Source organism: Microcoleus sp. K1-B1, from assembly GCF_036704705.1.
Lineage (GTDB): Bacteria > Cyanobacteriota > Cyanobacteriia > Cyanobacteriales > Microcoleaceae > Microcoleus.
Map to the genome: position 1 here is coordinate 14,456 of NZ_JAUBSH010000068.1, position 22,032 is coordinate 36,487.

Here is a 22,032-nt window from a genome sequence, read left to right on the forward strand (position 1 = left end):
AACCAAATGCCGTGAACTTAAAAACAGTCATATCGCTACTCAAAGAAACTTTTACTGAATGGCAAGAAGATAGAGCGCCAACCCTAGCCGCCGCCCTAGCGTATTACACAGTTTTCTCCCTGGCCCCGCTGCTAATTATCGTAATTGCGATCGCCGGTTTAGTGTTTGGTGCAGACGCAGCCCAAGGTCAAATCGTCGCCCAACTCCAAAGTTTAATCGGCAAAGATGGCGCCGAAACCATCCAAGAACTCATCCTCAAAGCCTCCGAACCCAAGTCGGGAATGATTGCTACTATAGTCGGCATCGCTACACTTTTGTGGGGCGCTTCTAACGTTTTTACGAATCTCAAAGAAGCCCTCAATACTATTTGGAATGTTTCACCGCCCCCCGGACGCGGCATCTGGGGATTCCTCAAAGACCGAGTATTGTCTTTTGCGATGATTTTAGGCATAGGCTTTTTACTGCTAGTATCTTTAGTCCTTAGCGCCGTTTTAGCGGCCGTCAGCTATTGGTTGAACAGCAGGCTGCAATTACCAGTGGGTATTTGGCAGATTGTGGACTTTGCTATCTCCTTTGGCGTAGTTACGCTGCTTTTTGCCTTAATTTACAAACTTTTGCCCGATGTCCATCTTGCCTGGAATGATGTTTGGATCGGCGCCGCCATCACCTCAATGCTGTTTACGATCGGCAAATCTATAATTGGAGTTTACCTCGGAGGTAGCGGTATTGCCTCTACCTACGGTGCTGCTGGCTCGTTCGTGATTATCTTACTTTGGATCAATTATTCAGCTCAGATTCTCTTCTTAGGTGCTGAGTTTACTCAAGTTTGGGCTAACCGCTACGGTTCCCTGATGCTGGCAAAACGCAAAAATTTGCTCAGCATTCAAGCTGAGGAATCCTCCGGGTCCAAACACCGGTAGAATTCTTAATATTAGATAGACAAAAATGCGATCGCTCGCTTTTGAGTCAGGCGGATGCCAGCACCTTGAAACCTATGTCAGTTGGGACGGCGAGGCCTGTCGAATCACTAAATTTTAGACTCAACCCATCGCCCAATTTGCCCGTGAACTTGACCGGGGGAACACTTAGTAGTATCACTGGATATGGTTGAAACCAGTTTATCTTGATCCCTGTCGCTGCCCTTCGGTGATGACCGAAAAATTTGAAGTTTGCGATCGCCCCGAAAGAGATTTGTTTCCTTGCCAGTCCCCAATTTCAACGGTGAAACCAATCTCAAGTCCACAAACTGGGATGTTTCAACCTGAACTGATATCAGGAGGTACTTTTGTACGCATCAAAACATCTGGGACGCCACCTGCTCCCTATGTCAGACATGGAGCTAATTCGCCTGTGGGTAAACCGCAAATCCCCCCGCAACCGGCGCTTTAGCTGGCAGGCGGCTAACCATTTTCGAGTGTTTGTCGCAAAACCGCTGGCACAAGTTACTCTGACAGATGTGGAAACTTTCGCCGCAGCGATGAGAGCTCAGAAACTTCCACCGCGTTTTTACAAGCAAACCTTGGTAGTGCTGAAATCGCTGTTCGCCTTCGGCCAGCAAACCAAAATTTTGCCCGCAACACTCCCCCTTCATCGGTGGCCGGTTCTGGGCCGGAATCGCTCCAAACGCCTTCGTTTTCAACTCTCTTGGGCTTTCTTAATCTGTTTGTGCTTTTTCTTAGGTCGAATGACGCCGAGGCTGCTGTGGGCACAATCGGTCTCGCCAGAAAGCTCGCCCGCCTCGCAACGCCTGCCGGAAGTTGTGGCTCTCAATTCACCAGACAAAGGAGAGGATAACATCGATCGCGATCGATCGCCCGAAACTCCAACCCTGAATTCACCAGAACCCATACAGGATAACAGACTCGATAGCATCGCGCCCGAACTTCGAGTCAAAGCCTTTCTCGACACCATAGCCGCCGCCGAAGGAACCGCTAGCCCCGACGGCTACCGCATCCAGTACACCGGCACGAAATTTGTCAGCTTTCAGGATCATCCCAGGGAAATGAAATGCGGCCGCCGCTATGGCAAAAAACTCTGTTCCGACGCAGCGGGGCGATATCAGTTTCTCAGCACCACTTGGGACAGATTTGCCAAAAAATTTGGCGTCCGCGATTTCAGCCCAGAAAATCAAGATTTGATGGCTATAGAGTTAATCCGAGAAAAAGGTGCATTAGAAGATATAGAAGCGGGTCGATTGGAGCCAGCAGTCAGAAAACTCGCTTACATCTGGCCTTCTTTTCGCCGTTATGGCGGTTCTGTGGAATCGTCGATGCCCAAACTCGAAGCAATGTACCTGCAAAATTTGGGGATTTACCGGCAAGGATTGGTTGTTAGCAATTAGTTCATTGTTATGGGTTATTTGTTATTTGTTATTAGAACCAACAAATAACAACCAACAAATAACAACTAACTAATAACTATTTATGCTAATTTTCCATCTTCCATGTGAACGATGCGATCGGCAATATCCAAAATTCGGTTATCGTGGGTTACTAACAAAATAGTACAACCCTGTTCTTTAGCTAGTTGCTGCATCAAATTCACAACTTCGCGACCGGATTTGCTGTCCAGCGCGGCTGTTGGTTCGTCAGCTAAAACAATTTGCGGTTGACTGACCAAAGCGCGGGCGATCGCAACTCTTTGTTTTTGTCCTCCAGACAAATCATCTGGATAATAGTTAATCCGCTGTTCCAGTCCTACTAACTCTAGCATTTTTGCAGAGCGATCGCGCATTTGAGAACGCGACAAATTCCCGTGAACTTCCAAACCCATCTGCACGTTTTGCAGCGCCGTCAAACTGCGGTGCAAGTTGTGCGCCTGAAAAATATAGCCGATTTTGCGCCGCGCCTTTACTAATTCGTCTGAACTCGCTTTGCACATTTCTTGACCGATAATTTTGAGACTTCCCGATTGACCGGATCTCAGTCCGCCAATCAAAGTTAAAAGCGTAGTTTTTCCCGAACCAGAAGGCCCCGTCATCAGCACGATTTCACCTGCATTAATGTCGAGATTAATGTCAAAAAGTACCTGTTTTCGCAGTTGACCTTGACCGAAGTAGTGGTCGAGTTGGTGCGCGGCAATTATAGGTGCAGAAATCTGTAATGCGTTGGTTGTTGGGTAGAGAGTAGTAGAATTCATAACTTAATTGGTTTGAGGTTTAAGAATAAATTGCTTTCGTTGCATATAATGCAGAGAAACAAAGAACAGAAAAGTTACAAAAAATATGTTTGTAGTCAGGAATTTATACCAAATATGGGTTTAATACCCCCTTTGTTGTTTAGTCTGTGGAGGCGGACTTCGTTTGTGTAGGAAAGGTTTCAACCACCTAGTCTGAGGGGTTTATAACCCGGATTTAGTGTACTTCCGACTCTATTCTTCATTTCCCCTCAAAACATATCTGCCGGATCGGCTGCTTGCAGCTTGCGAGTAGCAATTGCTCCAGAAATAGTACACATAATCACGTTCAAAAGTAATACTATAACTGCTCTAAGCAGCGTCATATAAAGGGGTAAATTTGTAGCTTTGCGAGTTAAAGAGTAGAGTCCGAAAGAGACTCCTACTCCCGGCAAAAAACCGAGGAGGGAAAGAATTAGAGCTTCTTCAAAAACGATGCCCAGTAAATAAACATTGCGGTAGCCCATCGCTTTGAAAGTAGCGTATTCTCCCATGTGGTCGCTGACATCGGTTGAGAGAACTTGATAAACAATAATGACACCAACTACAAAACCCATCGCGACGCCTAAATTAAACACAAAGCCGATCGCAGTATTCTTAGCCCAATAGTTTTTCTCAAAATCGATAAATTCTTGTTTGGTTAATACCTTGACATCCGGCGGTAAATATGCTTTTAAAACTTGTTGAACTTCCACGGGGTCAGCACCGGGTTGCAGTTGAATTAATCCGGCATTAACACTCGCGGCGTTTTGTCTCGCAAACAGGCGCAGGTAATTTTGATCGCTAGTCATCAAAATACCGTCGGCGGCAAAAGATGCTCCAACTGTGAATAAACCGCTGACGTTAATCGTGCGTCGCTCTACCTCAGCTTTAACGACTTTGCCCTCAGCGATTTGCGCGATCGTCCCTTGGTAGTCTCCCCTAGAAGCTCGATCGAACAACACGGTATCCGGCAATTTAATCGCGCTCAAATTTTCGTTAACTTCGGGAAGCGCAAACGCAGGGCGATCGGGATTGAAACCCACCACCATCAGCGACGTTTCGCGCCGAGTTTCGGGATTTTTCCAGTTAGCAATTTTCACGTAAAGTGGCTCGGCTGATTTTACGCCCGGTACGTTCATTGCTTGATACAATCTGCGCCGGGGAAGGAAGACAAATTAATCAAATTTCGCGCTTGGGGGTGAATCAAAACTAAGTCTGTTTCCAAGCTTTGGTGCAGCCGGGTATTGCTGGTGTAAAGCGCATTTTGGAAGCCTAGTTGCATGAACATCAAAACGTCTGCAAAGGCAATTCCGGCTACTGCAACGAGCATTCGCCCTTTGTCGTGACTCAGTTGCAGCCATCCGAGGGAAGTTCTGCGTCTTAATTGTTGTAAGGGTTGGATGAGTCCAAGCATAGGATTTTAGATGTGGGATTATTGATGGTTTACTCTCTTGGTACTGAAAGAATCTGTAATTATTGAACCGCGAAGACGCGAAGGACACGAAGGAAGAGAAAGGAAGTAGTAGAGAGTTTTTTACCGGGAAGAAAGTAACATTTTTTAGTTAATTTTTAATTTCCCCGATCGCCACTTTGACTTGCAAATTAGTTAATCCCGCTACTTTCTGGCTGGAAGCTTCATCTAAGCGCACTTTTACTTCCACAATTCGACTATCAATATTCGCAGAAGGATCGGTGTTAACAATGTTTTGCCGCTGCACTTGCAAACCAATATGTTCGACAGTTCCCCGCAATTCGCCGGTCAAAGCATCGCTAGTAATTTTGGCGGTTTGTCCGAGGCGTACTTTGTCCACGTCGCTTTCGTAGATTTCCGCAACAGCCAGCATCTCGCGAGTTTGTCCCAGTTCGACAATGCCGTCGTTTCCCACTTTTTCCCCCGGATGCGTGTGAATTTTCAGGACTTGGGCGTCTCTGGGAGCACGGATGTAAGCTAGATCCAGATTGGCTTTGGCTTGTTTGGCTGCTGAAGCGGCGGCACTGACTTCGGCGGCGGCTGCTGCTATGTCAACGGGACGCACTTCGGCGATGCGATCGAGATTTGCTTTGGCTTCGTCGATTTGCTGTTGTCGAGATTGCTCAACTTGGCTGAGTTTGGCTTGGGCTTCGTTAATCTGCTGTTGGCGGGATTGTTGAATTTGATTTAGTTTGGCTTGGGCTTCGTTAATTTGTTGTTGGCGAGATTGGCGAATTTGATTCAGTTTTGCCTTTCCTTCGTTGAGTTGCTGTTGGGCGGTTTCGGCTGCGAGGCTTTTGCTGTCGCTAGTTGAGGCGGAAATTGCTCCCTGTTCATACAGTTGGGAGTAGCGCTGATCCTCGCTTATGGCGTTGCGGAGTTCGGCTTGTAGACGGGCAATTGTGGCTTGTTGGGTTTGAATTTCACCTTGTTGTTCGGCCCTGATGCGAGCAATTGTGGCTTGTTGCGCTGCAATTTCGGTGCTGCGATCGATTTCTAGACGCGCCACGATCGCCTGTTGCGCTGTGATTTCGTTGCTGCGATCGGCTTGTAAGCGGGCAATAGTCGCTTTCTGGGCTTGAATTTCGCCGTTTTTGGCTCCAGCTTTCACTTTTGCTAGGTTGGCCTCGGCGACGCGCACTTGTTCTTGAGCTTGGTCGAGGGCGGCTTGCAGGCGATCGCGACTGTCTAAAATTGCGATCGCCTGACCTGTTTTCACTGTGTCTCCTTCTTTTACCAGGAGTCGATCGATCCGGTTTCCTTCCGCCGTACCGGAGGCGGAGACTTTAATTACTTCTCCTCTGGGTTCGAGTCGCCCCAAGGCTGTAACTGTGGTTAATTGCGATGCTGTGACGGCTGCTGCTGCGGCTACTGCGTTGGGATCGGGTATGCGCGATCGCCAGATCGTGTAGCCTGTGGTTCCCCCTGCCGCCACGGTTGCTACTGCTGCCACAACTAGGAGTTGTTTAACTAGGGATGGATTTGAGGATAAGCCGTCTGCTGTTGGTTGGTGTACCATGACATACCTCTTTGTGAGAAAATAAAACTAAACGGTTTAGTTACGATGTCTTTTAATACTAAACCGTTTAGTCTAAAAATGTCAAGATCCCAAATAAAAATTACAGAAGCAAGGTATGGCAAGGACAAAACCGATCGAACCAGACGCAGCAGGAGGTGACAAGAGCGAGCAAATCCTGCAAGGTGCGATGCAAGAATTTTTAGCCCACGGCTACGCGGGGACGAGTATGGACAAGGTAGCGAAGACGGGGGGAGTTTCCAAAGCCACGGTTTACAGCTATTTTCAAGATAAAGAAGGATTATTCGCGGCTTTGGTACAGCGGCTGGCGCGAAAAAAAGTCCATTTTACAGTTCTGGATGAAGAACCGGCCGTAGCGCTGCGATTCGCTGCCACAACTATATTGGATCAGGCGACCCAGGAACCAGAATATCTCAATTTTGTGAGGTTAGTGATTGCGGAATCAGGGCGTTTTCCCCAGCTAGCGCAGACTTTTGTGAAAAACTTAGCTAAACCGGGTATCGAGCGGCTAGCGGAATATTTGGCATCGCATCCAGAGTTAAAATTGCCTGATCCGGAGGCAACTGCGCGGATTTTTATCGGAGCTTTGGTATATTTTCAGTTAATGCAGCATATGATGCACGGTAAAGAGATTATCCCAATGGAGCGCGATCGACTGATCGATGGTCTGCTGCACTTGATTTTAGGCCCGCAGTCCAATTCCTAAAGTGCGATCGACAGAATCTAGGAATTTTATTTGACGATTATTTAAATGCCATAAAGAGCGAGATCCCTTTATGGCTGCGATCGCAGGTTCTAGTCAGGTGTTTTTCCTAACCTGTCCCTCAATTGCTCCGCCGATAACTGTGGCAGTTGTTCTACAAACAATGTCAATTCTGCCACAGGCAATGCCAATAAATTAGTAACGGCTGTAGGCAGAATATTGCCCAATTCAGGCGATCGTATTTGCAAGACACTTTCAGCTAACAATTTAACCGCTGCTTCCCGCCCTGTTTCATCGACTGTTAACATCGATATTGCCAGCAACAGCACTGTAAATTCCGCCGCCGCCAACTTTGATATTGGAGATAGAAAAGCAGTCATTTTGGGACTTAATTCTCCAAATCTAACTCCCAGAAAGTTTTCTAAGATTAAGCGCTGTTGTTCTTGTCTGCCTCGTTCTAGCCCTTGTTCTAGTCCCCGTTCTAGTCCTTGCTCTAGTCCTCGTTCTAGTCCCTGTTCTAGTCCTTCTTCTCTAGCTTGTTGCTGTGCGGCTTGTATTTGTTGTTGAAAAAGTGGTGCAATGGCCATAATTAACTCCCGCTCTTCTGGCTCTAATTCTTGTGGCGCATCGGTTACTAAATTTGACTGTAACCGATACAGCAATTCTAGCGCGATAATCCGCAACGGATCGTCTGTTGCTAAAGCGCTCAATTGGGAAATAGCCCTTTGCTGCACTCCCCCTTTGCCCAAAATCCTCAACCACAGCGTGTCTGGAGTTTCTGGCAACTGGTGAATCGCCACAATTGCAGTCCGCAAAGATTCCCCCAAAAAATAAATTCCCTGCATCCAATTCTCTGTGTCTGGTATCGCATTAAAGCCATCTACCAATGCTTTCGATGCTGTGGGCATCAAAATCCACAGTTTGGGTAACTGAGCGTCATCATAGCGAGTATTTTCTCTCCTAAATTTTCGCTCCAACTCACCTCGCACGTCCAATAACTTGCCCAGACAGCTACAAATTTCGCTGACGTTTGCCGGATTGCGAAACGGTTCAAAAATTGCCGTTGTGTTTGCCATTTTTCCCAATAATCCCAGGGTTTCTGAGTATTCGGGAATTGCGGTGCTGGGAGTGAAGTAAACATCGATTTCTCGGACTTCCGAAGCCACATCGCGGCCAATATTAACCGTTCCAAGCGGAGACAGCAATTCTTCCAGGTATTCTTTGGCAAAGAGATCGTGAATAAATCGCGTCATAGAAATTATTTTAAACAGTAAAAAGATTTTTTAGCCGCTTTCTCACCCATTCTACAGGATTTTCATCCTCTTCTGCTGCATCTACCAATTCCATTTCTCGCAATAATTTCTGTCTCTCGCTGAGTTCTTCTTTGTGTTTGACTATTTCTTTAATAATCTGTTCAGATAAATCCGGTCGTTCAGTTAAAACTTTCTGGAAACCTTCTTTATTGATGGCAAACAAAATTGTTTCTTCCAAAGCTCTCACCGAAGCAGTTCTGGGGATTCCCAACATCAAAGAAAGTTCTCCGAGAAACTGACCACTACCGAGGTTATTCAGATGTTTGTCAATAGCTTCTACAAAAACTTCTACTGAACCTGAAAGAATCATGTAAAAAGCATCTCCTGGGTCGTTTTCGTGAAACAAATATTCTTGCGATCGCAGCCGTTTGCGGTATCCAACTTCAATCAATTGCCGCAATTCAAGGTCAGTCAGGTTTTCAAAGTATTCCACCTCTCGTAGCAAACAGCTAAGGGACGATTGATTTTTCAGTTTTTCGGCAAAAATTGGCGGTTTTTCCTCATTTTCCGAGTAACTGTTCGGGAGGTCAATTGCAGTTTCTTTTTTGTTGAACATTGACAACAGAACTTCGGGGTTTTGCAAATAAATTTCTCTCTTGTTGAACGGAAATTCAATCTTTTGGTGTCGGAAATTGTATTCAATTGCAAAATTCAAAGAACTTTTAATTATTTCTCTTTCAATCGGCCTGTCTGTCCAAACTAAAAGTTCAAATTTAAAACTATCATCACCAAACTCGACAAACAATACTTTCGGATTTGGTTCGTACAAAACTCCCGCTTCCGCGTAAGCAATATTTAACAGAGTTTCTGTCACTAACAGCGGGTTACTATTCTCGGCTACTTCTACGGGAACTCGCAGACAGAGTAGGGAGTTTTCGTAACTCCAGTTAACAATTTTGTTGCTAATCATTTTGCTGTTGGGAACAATGACGCTAGAGTCTTCAGTAGTTTCGATGATGGTCGATCGAATCGAGATTTTTTTGACGATTCCCATTAATCCTTCTAATTCCACAAAGTCTCCGACTTTCACCGGCCTGTCTAAAAGCAGCGTTAAGCCGCTGACAAAATTAGTTGTTAAATCTTGGATTCCGAAGCCAATTCCGACTCCCAATCCCCCCGCAACTACTGCAAAAGAAGCGAGGTTGAAGCCGATGCTTTGGATGGCGACTATCACCCCCAAAGCTACTATTAAATACCCAATAATTACTGCGATTGCTTCCCGGTTTCCCTCGTCAATTCCCAGTCTGACTAGCAAGCGTTCCTTAAGAAAATTTGTAAAAGAGCGTGCTATGACAAGGATAGCCATAAACAACACTATTAGTTCCACCAGTGACTGCAAGGATACTGGATTTTCACCTATTTTAAATAGTGTAGCGGTAAATATTTGCGAGATCTGTGTTAATACTTCTTCGGGTATTGTATTCACTTTAAATTCAGGAAATAAGGTTTTTTGTGTGGTCATTTTTTAAGGGTAGTAGTAAAAAATAAAGTTCTCAGTGCCCAATGTAAAAATAAACTACTGAGCTCGTTATCATAAATTTTAACCTGTTTTTAGAGTAAAAAAAGTGAAGTCGTTACATAGATATGTATTTTCTGATACTACGCAGTTATCCTTATTGCCAATTTTTCGGATACCTGGTCTTCGCAGACCTGCGGTTAGTGTGCCACTTTTTGGCGATAGGAGAGCCGACTCATCTATTATTAAAGTGATGACTCTAGTAACTTTAGTCAACATTAACTCGATTCGAGTTTATCATACTCTCCACTAATTTTTTTTGAACTCCCGTTATCAACTTAATCAGGGATTATTCAATGACTCTTTAAGTGGACAACTCAAATATCCAAGTATTACAATGACTTTAACTGGTGGGAGAGATATTGCTATTACTCGGCCACTTGCGTCCGTCTTGTGTATTTCTAAGTGAAAATTTAACCGATCTAGCTAAAATTGATAACGTTCCAAGAATACTTGGCATTCTACCGACATGGGGGATTAAATATAATAACTTAATGGCATTTGTCAATCCGTAATTTTACTGAAAATACTGCTTGTTTAGGAGTGGAAAATTGGCGATTTGGGGGTAGGTGGGCATAAATATGGTGCGAGAGATGATTCCTCGATCGCCCCAATCTAAGTTCTCAACCCAAAATCTAAGTAAATGCTGAGCATAATTACTGATAGACAAATGCTTCCCTATGTTAACTTGTGACCAATGTTCTACGGATAGAATTGATGAGCAATAGAAATTCAGGGCAATACATCCGAATAATTAAGGAACATAGTGTCGTAAGGGATACATATATCGCAGATTGAAAGCCTAATGGTGGCGCTACTGAACGTTTTCTTCAGTACCAAAATTGGAGGCAACGAAAACCTTGCGATCGCACAATTGGACAGAAGTTCTAGAATAAAAGCTGAAATGCACGAGCCAACATGAGCAAATTCCCACCAGAGAAAACCCAACCGCCACAGCAAGAGAGCACAACAGCACAGGTATTGCGACAGGCTCACTTCGACGCTTTTTTTGCAGGTGCCAATGCCGGAATGCTGATTTTTGACCGCCAACTCCGGTATGTCCAAATTAACGAAGTTTTGGCCCAGATGAATGGCGTTTGTGTGGCAGACCATATTGGTAGGTCAGTGCGTGAAGTGCTGCCAGAATTGGCTGCGACTGTGGAACCAATGCTGCAAGGCATTCTGGATACGGGCAAGGCAATTCTCGACTATGAATTAGTGGGTGAAACGCCGAAAGAACCGGGCATCCTGCGCTACTGGCAAGCATCTTACTATCCTTTGTTGGATGAAAATGGCATCGTTTTTGGTCTTGGTGGGATTGTAATTGAAATTACCGATCGCAAGCGGGCAGAACAAAAGCAGGCACGACTGACGGCAATTTTGGAAGCAACTTCCGACTTAGTAGGAGTTTGTGATGCGGCTGGGCATAGCGTCTATCTCAACAAAGCCGGACAGGAAATGCTGGGGATGTCCCCAGAGGAAACACGATCGCCATTTACTATAGATTCTGTATTAGCTCCCTCGGCAAAAGCAAAGTTCCACAACGAAATAATTCCCAGCGCCTTGCGAGAAGGTAGTTGGGCTGGTGAAATCCTATTTTTGTCACGCGATGGAGAAGAAATTCCAGTCTCCCAAGTTTTGATCGTTCACAAAACCGCAGCGGGTGAAGTTGAGTTTATCTCCACTATTGTGCGGGATATTCGCGATCGCAAAAAAGCAGAGGAAGAACGGCAATTGCTTGCTACAACGATCGAGAATAGCCGTGACTTTATTGGCGTGGCCTCAATGGATGGTCGCCCGATGCTAGTGAATCAGGCTGGTCTGGATTTGGTGGGACTCAGTAGTTTGGAGGAAGCCAGAACCAAACACATTACCAACTTCTTCATGCCAGAAGATTTGGACTTCGTACAGCAGTCTATTATGCCTGCAATAATGCAAGAGGGAAGTTGGCGGAGTGATTTCCGCTTCAGACATTTCCAGACAGGTCAACCCATCCTGGTAGATTACACCCTATTTCTGATTAAACATCCAGAGACTAATGAACCCGTAGGGATTGCCACTATTACGCGGGATATTCGCGATCGCAAAAAGGCAGAAGATGTCCTAAAACAAAGTGAAGAACGATTTCGTTCTTTGATCGAAGCTACCGCTCAAAGTATTTGGATCGGTAATTCTGAGGGCGAATTGGCCAGCGAGCAACCTACTTTAGGTGCATTTACAGGACTGACATTTGATGAGTACAAGGGATGGGGCTGGCTCGACACGATCCACCCAGACGATCGCGCTCATGTTGCTAGTATATGGTCGGCTGCCGTGGCCAATCGCTCGCTCTATGAAGATGAATTACGTATGCGCCGCTATGACGGCGAATATCGGTACATGAGTTGTCGTGGTATACCACTACTGAATGCGGATGGTTCAATTCGGGAATGGATTGGGGCTAATACAGATATTACCGATCGCAAACAAGCTGAAGAAGCTCTGCGCCAACAGCAAGCTGCGCTGCGCGATCGCAACGTCTTGCTGAGCTCTATCTTGGAAAGTACGCCAGACATAATAGTTGTTAAAGACCGGGCAGGCCGATATGTTGCCCTTAATTCCAATGGGGCAACCTCCTTTTACGGTAAACCCATTGAGGAGATCCTGGGTAAAGATGATTCGGAACTCCTTCCCCCTGCTGCTGCCGTTCCAATAATGGCAAAAGACCGCGAGATCATGGAAGCAGGCATTACTGAAACCTACGAAGAAGATGTTTCTAATGGTAAGATCACCACTTCTTTTTTAACGACAAAAGCCCCTTGGCGGGACGCTCAGGGCAATATTCTCGGCATGATCGCCATAGCACGAAACATTAGCGATCGCAAACAAGCTGAAGAAGCTCTGCGCGATCGTAATGCACTGCTAAACTCTATTTTGGAAAGTACGCCAGACATCATTGTAGTCAAAGATACGGAAAGTCGTTATGTTGCCATTAACTCCAATGTGGCAAACTTCCTAGGCAAGTCCATTGAGGAAATCATCGGCAAAGATGATTTGGAATTAATGTCGCCTGACACTGCCCATGCAATGATGGCAAAAGATCGCCAAGTCATGGTAGCAGGAATCACTGAGAGTTACGAGGAAGATATCTCTTCTGATGATGAAACGTCTACAACCTTTTTAACTACAAAAGCTCCTTGGCGGGATGCTAATGGTAATATCCTCGGCATCATCGCCATAACACGAAATATTAGCGATCGCAAACAAGCCGAAGATGCTCTAAAACAGAGCGAAGAACGCTATCGTTCGCTAATCGCTGCTACGTCCCAAATGGTCTGGATAACGGATGCAGAAGGAAGATGCCCAGATATACCAACTTTCAGAGCTTACACTGGACAAACCGTAGAGGAGGTGGTTGGTTTTGGCTGGTTAGATGCCATTCACCCGGACGATCGCGAAGGAACCAATCAGGTGTGGATGGAAGCAGTGCAAACGAAAAGCCTGTATGACATGGAATATCGCATCCGAGGGGCGGATGGAAACTATCGTTATTTTCAAGCTAGAGCCGTGCCAATTCTGAACGAAGATGGCAGCATCCGGGAGTGGATTGGCACTTCCAGCGATATCCACGATCGCAAACAAGCGGAAGATGCGATCAAACAAAGCGAAGAACGCTATCGATCGCTAATCCTTGCTACGTCCCAAATTGTCTGGACAGGCGATTCTGAGGGGCGATGCCCGGATATGCCGACTCTGAGAGCTTACACCGGACAAACCGTAGAGGAGGTGGTTGGTTTTGGCTGGTTAGATGCAATTCACCCGGACGATCGCGAACGAACGAATCAGGCGTGGATGGAAGCAGTGCAAACGAAAAGTATGTATGACATAGAATACCAAATCCGCGCAGCGGATGGAAACTATCGTTATTTCCAAGGTAGAGGCGTACCTATTCTGAATGAAGATGGCAGCATCCGGGAGTGGGTTGGCACTTGCACCGATATCCACGATCGCAAACAAGCGGAATTCGTAATGGCAAAAGCCAAGGAAGCCGCAGAAGCTGCTAGTCGGGCGAAAAGTGAATTTCTTGCTAACATGAGCCATGAATTGCGGACTCCGCTTAATGGCATCATGGGATACGCACAGATTCTTCAGCGTTCCAAATTATTGAATGAAGAAGAGCGATCGCGCATTGATGTTATTTATCAGTGCGGTTCCCATTTACTGACCTTAATCAATGATATTCTCGATTTGTCGAAGATTGAAGCACAGAAAGTGGAACTAATGCCCACCGATTTTCATTTTCCGGCGTTCCTGCAAGGTGTCGCAGAAATGTGTCGCATCCGAGCTGAACTAAAGGGAATTCACTTTCATTTTCCATCAAGCCCCGAACTCCCGATCGGTATTCGTGCGGATGAAAAACGCTTGCGACAAGTGTTAATTAATCTTTTAAGCAACGCTATTAAATTTACGGATGAGGGCAGTGTTACTTTTATAGTCAGTTTTGCCACAGAAGGAAAAATTCGCTTTGAAATACGCGATACAGGTACCGGCATTGCACAGGATCAACTCCAAGCTATCTTTCAGCCCTTCGAGCAGGTAGGAGATCGCAGACGGCAGACGGAAGGTACGGGATTGGGACTGGCAATTAGCAAAAGGATTGTAGAACTAATGGGCAGTACCATTCAGGTTCAAAGTGAGATTAATGTTGGCAGTATTTTCTGGTTTGATGTCAATCTATCTCAAGCCGACGAATGGGTGAAAACATCTCAAATCGACCATCGCGGGCAGATTATCGGCATCAAAGACCGCCAACCTAAGATTGTGGTTATTGATGACAAATGGGCTAACCGTTCGGTAATTAACAATTTGCTCAGTCCGCTCGGCTTTGAGGTGTCTGAAGCGAACGATGGGCAGGAAGGCTGGGAAAAAATTATAGAGGTGCAGCCAGATTTAATTGTTACCGACTTATTAATGCCCGAACTAGATGGCTTCGAGCTAATTAAGCGGGTTCGAGAATCGGAAAATTTCAAAGACATCATCATTATTGTGTCTTCTGCCAGCGTATTTGAAACCGATCAATACAGAAGTTTAGAAGCCGGAGGCAACACCTTTATTCCCAAACCTATTCAGGCAACAGAACTCCTGCAAAAATTACAACAGTATCTTGATTTGGAATGGGTTTATGAAGCTAATGAAGATCCACAGGCGATCGCATCAGACAACGATGAGCTAATTGCCCCGCCTGCTACACAAATGGAAATGCTATACGAACTGGCTATGAAGGGAAATTTCCTAGAAATAGTTAAGCAGGCGGTATTACTGGAACAAATAGATCCCCAATACATTCCCTTTGCTAAAAGATTGCATCAGATGGCAAAGGACTTTCAAGACGAAGAGATTTTAACGTTTATTCAGTCCTACAAGTAAGGTTTATGAATTCAGAAATTCAAGCAAATGGTACAATCCTTATAGTTGATGACAATTCAGCAAACTTGGGGGTCTTATCTGATGCCTTAAGTCAGGAAGGATTTGAAGTTCGGGTCGCGAAATCTGGAAAGATGGCACTAGAGCGAGTCAAATATGCTCTCCCAGATCTAATCTTGTTAGATGTCATGATGCCAGAGATTGATGGATTTGAAACCTGTCGTCGATTACAGGCTAATCCAGAAACTCAACAGATTCCCATTATATTTATGACTGCGCTCTCGGATACGGCTAATAAAGTTGAGGGGTTTAAGCTTGGGGCTGTAGATTATATTACCAAACCTTTCCAACAGGAGGAAGTATTAGCTCGCGTCAAGCTGCATTTAAAGCTTCATGTTCTAGCTGACAAATTAGAGGAAAAAAATACATTATTGGAGCAAAAAGTTTTAGAGGTTAGCCAAGCCTATGAAGATTTACAACAAATGCAACTTAAGTTAATCCAAAGCGAAAAAATGTCCGGCTTAGGGCAAATGGCGGCTGGGATTGCTCATGAAATAAACAACCCTATAAATTTCATCTCTGGCAATCTGGGTTATGCCCAAGAGTACGCTCATAACTTACTAAAAATAATACATCTCTATCAAGAAGATTATGTAAATCCCACCCCTCGGATTCAAGCAGCAATGGATGAAATAGAACTGGAATTTGTGGAGGAAGATTTTATCAAAGTTCTTAACTCAATCAACTTAGGAACGCAGCGCATCCAGGAGATTGTTAAGTCTATGCGAATCTTTTCTCGCCTAGATGAGGCAGAGGTGAAATCTGTAAATATTCATGAAGGAATTGATAGTACACTCACCATCCTGCATCATCGTTTAAAAGCCAAACCAGAGCATCCTGAGATTGAATTAATAAAAAAGTACGGTCAGCTTCCACCAGTAGAATGCCATGCCGGACAATTAAATCAAGTGTTCATGAATATTATTTCCAATGCCATTGATGCTTTAGAGGAATCGAATCAGCAGCGTTCCTTTGCAGAAATTAAACAACACAATAACCGCATTCAAATTGCTACAAAAGTAATTGACGAGAATTGGGTTGCTATTTATATTAGTGACAATGGTCGGGGAGTTTGCGAAAGTTTACAACCGAAACTATTTGACCCTTTTTTTACAACCAAACCCATAGGTAAAGGAACTGGGTTGGGGTTATCTATTAGTTACCAAATTATCGTTGAAAAGCATGGTGGCAGATTATACTGCCAGCCTGGATTAGGAAAGGGAATAGAATTCGTCATTGAAATTCCTATTCGGCAGCAAGCTTGTAAAGCTGCTTAGTTTCCTGGTACAATTTCTCTTACGAACTTTGGTTAATTTCTCGCTGACAGCGGGGACGACAAGGTGTTCCTGTGCAAATAAAGCTAGCTGGCATATTTTTAAAGACGCTGCTGCGAGCTCCGATTAAAGCGTTAGCACCGATTTCTACACCAGGGCCAATGAAGCAGTCGGCGGCAATCCAAACGCCGTTATTAATGATCACAGGTGCTGTGATTAAGCCAAAGGCTGGGTCTTGAGGGTCATGAGTGCCGGTGCAGAGGTAGCTTTTTTGAGAAATGACGCAGTGTTTGCCGATCGCAATTCGATCGAGACTGTAAAATACAACATCATCTCCGATCCAACTGTAATCGCCGATTGCAATTTTCCAAGGATAGGTAAAACGAGCCGTGGGGCGAATGATCACACCCCGACCTATTTTCGCTCCAAATAACCGCAGCAGCCCCCTTCTGATGCCGTTAAAAGGGTGTGGAGTGAGAGGAAATGCGATCGCCTGGACGAACCACCAAACTAAAATTAGCCAAGTAGGCTTTCCTCGATCGAACTTTGATTGATCGTAGCGGCGCAAATCAACTAAAGATTCGCCTGTCAAAGTATTTGCGTGATTGTCGCTAATTGGACGATCGTTTATTTCATAATTTCGGGAATTTGCGAGCGGATTTTCCGGATCTTGGTGGGAATTTGGTATATAATCGGTCATTGATAGTTAATTTAATGTTTAATTTAAAATCGAGTTTAACCTTAAGGACTGCTGCATGACATTTCTAGTTAGGGACAATTTTGACTCGGAAAACGCCAAGGATATCGCACAATGCGAGAATACAAATCCCAGAATTGGCAAAGTGCGACTTTTACAAACAGCATTGGTACTGCTTAGCAGCTTTTTTGTAGCAGAGCTAATCGCCGCACTTAATTCTCATAGTTTGTCCCTATTAGCAGATGCGGGTCACGTTTTTTCAGATGTAGCAGCTTTAGCAATAACTTTGACAGCGACTTGGTACTCCTCAGTCAAACGCAAAAGTAAATCCGTAGATTGTACGATCGCACAATCGTCAATCCCTGAACGAGGAGAAATCATTGCTGCTTTAATTAATAGTATCAGTTTAGTAGCGATCGCCCTTTGGATTGCCGCCGAGTCGATCGCCCGTTTGCAGTCTCCAACTCCCGAAGTAGAAGGGCTCCCGATGTTAATTACCGCCATAGTCGGTTTAAGCATCAACTCGATTAATGCTTGTTGCTTGCATTCCTGCTGTCACGGTGACTTGAACCTCAAAAGCGCATTTCTGCACGCAGTCGCCGACATATTTTCGTCGGTTGGAGTAATTTTAGCTGCGATCGCCGTAGCGTGGCTGCACTGGAATTGGGCTGACGGCTTAATTAGCTTGCTAGTCTCTGCATCAATTATTTTATTAACTCTACCATTGCTAATCGAAAGCATCCAATTGCTGCTAGGAAAAGTATCAGCAATATCCGCAAGTCAACAGCCTTGCGATTGCGAAAAAGTGAGCGCAGAAAAATTACTTTTTCCATCCCTCGAAGAACTCATCAAATAATATCTCTTCATCTGCGTCTATCTGCGTATATCCGCCCACATCAGCGGTAAAAAATCAAAGTTTTGTGAAGTGAGCTGGAGAACCTTCCCCTAATTATGATAAGATAAAGAGCGGTGTAATTGACAACTCCCCACAATAAAATAAAACCGCGCTCAAGCCTACCTGCCATTAATTAACACCCTGCTCAATTGCCTCAACGGTGAAGAAACCCACAATTGACAGGCAACTCAGAACTGCTGAATTAGGTGGGGGTTTCTGCAAGTTTCAAGAAAGTAGGGGCACAGTTGGCAGAGACTGGAAAGGAAAAGCCAAGAACGAGCAGTAGAGGGGTGAGATTACAGGGCATTGTGATAAACTAAGAATTATAGTCCATATATAATATTTCCTATGACCAACGACCGCCTGGAATCCTTCCGAACAGCCTTCCAGAATCTTCAGTTACTTCCTTTGATCACCCCAGAGCAACTGAATAAATTTCATGTGGAATATGGTACTGAGATTTTAGAAGAATTGGAGCATTTGGTTGAAGATTGCTCACAGGACAATAACAAAATTATTTTTACGGGGCATCGTGGGTCAGGCAAATCAACATTGCTGGGTCAGTTTTGCCAGCACACGCAGAATCGCTACTTTGTCGTGTTCTTTTCCATCTCTGACCTGATTGAAATGTCAGATGTGAATCATGTCAATATTTTGTTTGCTATGGCAGTACAGCTTATGGAAGCAGCAGAAGAACGCCATATCAAAATCGGTTCTCAAACAAAAAAAGCTTTTTATAAGTGGTTTAGTAAGCATACTCGAACAGAGGGAAGTTCAGTGGATTCTAGCATTGAGCTAGAAACGAGTGGAGAAGCTGGTGTAAATGCTTTGTTTGTGAAATTCTTTGCCAAGTTGAAAGCAACTTTGAAAGCAAACTCTGTGATTCGTGAGGAAATAACGATTGAGTTTTCGAGACGTATTTCCGACTTGGTAGATCGGATTAACGATATTGCTAGTGCGATTCAAGCAGGGTGCGGACAAGAAATTATGGTCGTGATTGACGATCTTGATAAACTCGATTTAGAGATAGTAGATCGTGTTTATCGAAATAATATTAGTGCGTTATTTCAGCCTCAGTTTCGGATTATTTATACAATTCCAATGGCAGCGACACGAGATATGTCGTTGCGAGGAATTATTCATAATGCTACCAATAATAAGATTCAATCCATGTGGGCGACAAAGTTGTTTCCGCGTGGAGAAGATAGAGTTCCAAATGCTTCTCCTGTCCAAGAAGCTGTAAAAGTATTTGAACAAATTCTTTACAAGCGACTTCCCAAGCATTTGATTGAGCCGGAAGCAACTCAGATGATGATCGTCAAAAGTGGTGGGGCATTGCGGGAATTTATTCGTTTGGCTAGTCAGTCCTGTGGGTTATGTTTGAGGCAGTTACGTCGCACACCTGAGAAACAAGATTTGATAATCACGTCTGAAATTTTAAAAGATGCTATTACCGAATATCGGATTAATTTAACAGAACCCCTTGGACAAAACCGTTATCAAATTCTAGTGGATGTATACCAAAATTATTTACCAAACGATGGGATGGATCAGGATTTCTTAGATTTATTGCATAACCTCTACATCCTAGAATATCGCAATGCTGATTTGTGGTTTGGAGTCCATCCAGTAGTTCAGGAAATATTGCAGAAACGTGGGTTAATCGGAGTGACAGGATAAATGCTCAACAGTGAGAGCGCGGACGATCGATCGATCAATGAGGATAGTTACGATGGCCTTGTCTCTTTAATTGAAGCAAGTCAAGGTGTATTGTCATTGTTGATTGCCTCCTGTAAACCGGGAGATTTTCAAACCCAGATTATTAATCGTTACGAGGCAGAACTTGCTCCCCATATCCCCAGTTATCGCGTGGTTTTGAATCAAAAGGAACCTAGCCTGAGAGCGGCGTTGGAGCAACTTGTCAATGATTACCCAGAGTTAAAAGCGCCCCACGCCTCAGCCGCAATTACTGTAACGGGAACGGAGGCTTTGAGGGATAGTGTGTCACAAGCTGACTCTAACCATCAGTCGGAGTTAAGCCGTTTTTTCGGCTATTTGCAATGGACGCGGGAGGGGTTGCGGGAGTTTCCTTTTCCGATCGTACTTTGGGTAACACCAACTATTCTGAGTCGCTTGAGTCTGGAAGCGCCGGATTTTTGGAGTTGGCGCAGCGGCGTATTTCGATTTCTGTCGCCTGCGGTGCCAGAAACGGGTGTGGTTAACACGACTGGGGAAAGTTCTCTGCTGATTGAAGCAGAGAGCAAACTGAGTTTACCCCTAGATGAACTGTTAGAACAGGTTGAAAATCTGGAGAAACAAGCTAGGGAAACTCCTGCATTAGCAACCCTATACAATCGAGTTGCTAATGCTTATGCAAATCGGGTAAAGACGCGCCAAGCACAGGATTATTCACAGGAGATCGATCGGGCAATTCATTTCTTTGACAAGTCACTCGCCTTACAAGAAAAATTGAACTTACCCCAGGCGCAATCTGACACTTTGTTACAGTTAGGTGATATTTACAGTGACTTAGGATTGTGGGAACGGGTATTTGAACCCTATCAGCAGTCTTTAGAAATTGCTAGGAATTTGAAAGATCGCCTACGAGAGGCGGCTGCTTTGGGGCGACTGGGGAATCTTTACCCACAATATCGTCAAGGCGATCGTGCGAGTAACTTGGAAGAGGCGATCGCATCTTACACTGCGGCATTAACCGTCTACACCCACGATACCTTTCCCAAAAATTGGGCAATGACGCAAAATAATCTGGGAGTTGTCTACTCTAACAGAATTAGGGGAGAGAAAGCAGAGAATATCGAACTGGCGATCGCATTTTACACTGCGGCATTAACCGTCTACACCCGCGATGCCTTTCCCGAAAATTGGGCAGCGACGCAAAATAATCTAGCAAATGCCTACTCTGACAGAATTAGGGGAGAGAAAGCAGAGAATATCGAACTGGCGATCGCATTTTACACTGCTGCATTATCCGTCTACACCCGCGATACCTTTCCCGAAAATTGGGCAATGACGCAAAATAATCTGGGAGTTGCCTACTCTAACAGAATTAGGGGAGAGAAAGCAGAGAATATCGAAATGGCGATCGCATCTTACACTGCGGCATTAACCGTCCGCACCCGCGATGCCTTTCCCCAAGATTGGGCCCAGACGCAAAATAATCTAGCAAATGCCTATTTATACAGAATTAGGGGAGACAAAGCAGAGAATATCGAAGTTGCGATCGCATCTTGCACTGCTGCATTAACCGTCCGCACCCGCGATGCCTTTCCCGAGTATTGGGCAACGACGCAAAATAATTTGGCAAATGCCTACTGTGACAGAATTAGGGGAGATAAAGCACAGAATATCGAACTGGCGATCGCATCTTACACTGCTGCATTAACCGTCTACACCCGCGATGCCTTTCCCCAAGATTGGGCCCAGACGCAAAATAATCTGGGAGAAGCCTACTGTGACAGAATTAGGGGAGAGAAAGCAGAGAATATCGAACTGGCGATCGGATATTTCACTGCGACATTAACCGTCTACACCCGCGATGCCTTTCCCCAAGATTGGGCCCAGACGCAAAATAATCTGGGAGAAGCCTACCGTAACAGAATTAGGGGAGATAAAGCAGAGAATATCGAACTGGCGATCGCATCTTACACTGCTGCATTATCCGTCCGCACCCGCGAGGCCTTTCCCGAAAAATGGGCCCAGACGCAAAATAATCTAGCAACAGCCTACTGTGACAGAATTAGGGGAGAGAAAGCAGAGAATATCGAACTGGCGATCGCATATTTCACTGCTGCATTAACCGTCTACACCCGCGATGCCTTTCCCGAAAAATGGGCCCAGACGCAAAATAATCTGGGACTTGCCTACAGTAACAGAATCAGGGGAGAGAAAGCAGAGAATATCGAACTGGCTATCGCATATTTCACTGCTGCATTAACCGTCTACACCCGCGATGCCTTTCCCGAAAAATGGGCCCAGACGCAAAATAA

Annotated in this window: 13 protein-coding genes and 1 pseudogene; 8 read left to right on the plus strand and 6 right to left on the minus strand. The window is 44.9% G+C overall.

What is annotated here, in order from left to right; translation table 11 throughout:
* Positions 1 to 11: 11 nt before the first annotated feature.
* Entirely contained in the window at positions 12 to 920 is a 909-nt protein-coding gene (locus tag QUA83_RS21515) for a YihY/virulence factor BrkB family protein (protein WP_333295691.1), read from the plus strand.
* 404 nt (positions 921 to 1,324) lie between these two features.
* Complete coding sequence (locus QUA83_RS21520) at positions 1,325 to 2,341, plus strand: glycoside hydrolase family 104 protein (protein ID WP_333295692.1); 1,017 nt, start codon at positions 1,325 to 1,327, stop codon at positions 2,339 to 2,341.
* A gap of 80 nt (positions 2,342 to 2,421) precedes the next feature.
* Here QUA83_RS21520 and QUA83_RS21525 read toward each other — a convergent pair whose 3' ends face one another.
* The 3 genes and pseudogenes from QUA83_RS21525 to QUA83_RS21535 form a co-directional block, all read right to left on the minus strand.
* Positions 2,422 to 3,138 (minus strand): DevA family ABC transporter ATP-binding protein, encoded by a 717-nt coding sequence (locus tag QUA83_RS21525; RefSeq protein WP_333295693.1) that lies wholly within the window; start codon positions 3,136 to 3,138, stop codon positions 2,422 to 2,424.
* Positions 3,139 to 3,386: 248 nt separating this feature from the next.
* Positions 3,387 to 4,570, minus strand: a pseudogene (devC, locus tag QUA83_RS21530) (ABC transporter permease DevC).
* 148 nt (positions 4,571 to 4,718) lie between these two features.
* Positions 4,719 to 6,146, minus strand: a complete 1,428-nt coding sequence (locus tag QUA83_RS21535) for an HlyD family efflux transporter periplasmic adaptor subunit (protein ID WP_333295694.1) — start codon at positions 6,144 to 6,146, stop codon at positions 4,719 to 4,721.
* A gap of 115 nt (positions 6,147 to 6,261) precedes the next feature.
* Between QUA83_RS21535 and QUA83_RS21540 the strand changes: the two genes are divergently transcribed.
* The gene (locus QUA83_RS21540) at positions 6,262 to 6,870 is read left to right on the plus strand and encodes a TetR/AcrR family transcriptional regulator (protein ID WP_333295696.1); all 609 of its coding nucleotides are present in this window, start codon (positions 6,262 to 6,264) and stop codon (positions 6,868 to 6,870) included.
* Between the two features lie 89 nt (positions 6,871 to 6,959).
* Here the strand turns inward: QUA83_RS21540 and QUA83_RS21545 are convergent, their stop codons facing one another.
* Positions 6,960 to 8,120, minus strand: coding sequence for a flagellar assembly protein H (locus QUA83_RS21545; RefSeq protein ID WP_333295697.1), 1,161 nt, complete (start codon positions 8,118 to 8,120; stop codon positions 6,960 to 6,962).
* A gap of 10 nt (positions 8,121 to 8,130) precedes the next feature.
* Complete coding sequence (locus QUA83_RS21550) at positions 8,131 to 9,486, minus strand: mechanosensitive ion channel domain-containing protein (RefSeq protein ID WP_333295698.1); 1,356 nt, start codon at positions 9,484 to 9,486, stop codon at positions 8,131 to 8,133.
* A gap of 1,128 nt (positions 9,487 to 10,614) precedes the next feature.
* Between QUA83_RS21550 and QUA83_RS21555 the strand changes: the two genes are divergently transcribed.
* On the plus strand, positions 10,615 to 15,102 hold the full coding sequence (locus QUA83_RS21555) for a PAS domain S-box protein (RefSeq protein ID WP_333295699.1): 4,488 nt from the start codon (positions 10,615 to 10,617) through the stop codon (positions 15,100 to 15,102).
* A 5-nt stretch (positions 15,103 to 15,107) separates the two neighbouring features.
* Entirely contained in the window at positions 15,108 to 16,436 is a 1,329-nt protein-coding gene (locus tag QUA83_RS21560; protein ID WP_333295700.1) for a response regulator, read from the plus strand.
* Between the two features lie 19 nt (positions 16,437 to 16,455).
* On the opposite strand, the gene hpsU is transcribed toward QUA83_RS21560, so the two are convergent.
* Entirely contained in the window at positions 16,456 to 17,133 is a 678-nt protein-coding gene (hpsU, locus tag QUA83_RS21565; RefSeq protein WP_333295701.1) for a hormogonium polysaccharide biosynthesis acetyltransferase HpsU, read from the minus strand.
* A 55-nt stretch (positions 17,134 to 17,188) separates the two neighbouring features.
* Between hpsU and QUA83_RS21570 the strand changes: the two genes are divergently transcribed.
* The 3 genes from QUA83_RS21570 to QUA83_RS21580 form a co-directional block, all read left to right on the plus strand.
* Entirely contained in the window at positions 17,189 to 17,986 is a 798-nt protein-coding gene (locus tag QUA83_RS21570) for a cation diffusion facilitator family transporter (protein WP_333295702.1), read from the plus strand.
* 387 nt (positions 17,987 to 18,373) lie between these two features.
* Complete coding sequence (locus QUA83_RS21575; protein ID WP_333295705.1) at positions 18,374 to 19,705, plus strand: ATP-binding protein; 1,332 nt, start codon at positions 18,374 to 18,376, stop codon at positions 19,703 to 19,705.
* A partial coding sequence (locus QUA83_RS21580) for a tetratricopeptide repeat protein (protein WP_333295707.1) occupies positions 19,706 to 22,032 on the plus strand: 2,327 nt, incomplete at its 3' end.

Excerpts from the sequence above, each read along its gene's own strand:
- QUA83_RS21570 (WP_333295702.1), top strand. The coding sequence starts at position 17,189 with ATGACATTTCTAGTTAGGGACAATTTTGACTCGGAAAACGCCAAGGAT.
- QUA83_RS21550 (WP_333295698.1), bottom strand. The coding sequence starts at position 9,486 with ATGGCTATCCTTGTCATAGCACGCTCTTTTACAAATTTTCTTAAGGAA.
- QUA83_RS21575 (WP_333295705.1), top strand. The coding sequence starts at position 18,374 with ATGACCAACGACCGCCTGGAATCCTTCCGAACAGCCTTCCAGAATCTT.
- QUA83_RS21560 (WP_333295700.1), top strand. The coding sequence starts at position 15,108 with ATGAATTCAGAAATTCAAGCAAATGGTACAATCCTTATAGTTGATGAC.
- QUA83_RS21535 (WP_333295694.1), bottom strand. The coding sequence starts at position 6,146 with ATGGTACACCAACCAACAGCAGACGGCTTATCCTCAAATCCATCCCTA.
- QUA83_RS21525 (WP_333295693.1), bottom strand. The coding sequence starts at position 3,138 with ATGAATTCTACTACTCTCTACCCAACAACCAACGCATTACAGATTTCT.
- QUA83_RS21545 (WP_333295697.1), bottom strand. The coding sequence starts at position 8,120 with ATGACGCGATTTATTCACGATCTCTTTGCCAAAGAATACCTGGAAGAA.
- QUA83_RS21540 (WP_333295696.1), top strand. The coding sequence starts at position 6,262 with ATGGCAAGGACAAAACCGATCGAACCAGACGCAGCAGGAGGTGACAAG.
- hpsU (WP_333295701.1), bottom strand. The coding sequence starts at position 17,133 with ATGACCGATTATATACCAAATTCCCACCAAGATCCGGAAAATCCGCTC.
- QUA83_RS21555 (WP_333295699.1), top strand. The coding sequence starts at position 10,615 with ATGAGCAAATTCCCACCAGAGAAAACCCAACCGCCACAGCAAGAGAGC.
- QUA83_RS21520 (WP_333295692.1), top strand. The coding sequence starts at position 1,325 with ATGTCAGACATGGAGCTAATTCGCCTGTGGGTAAACCGCAAATCCCCC.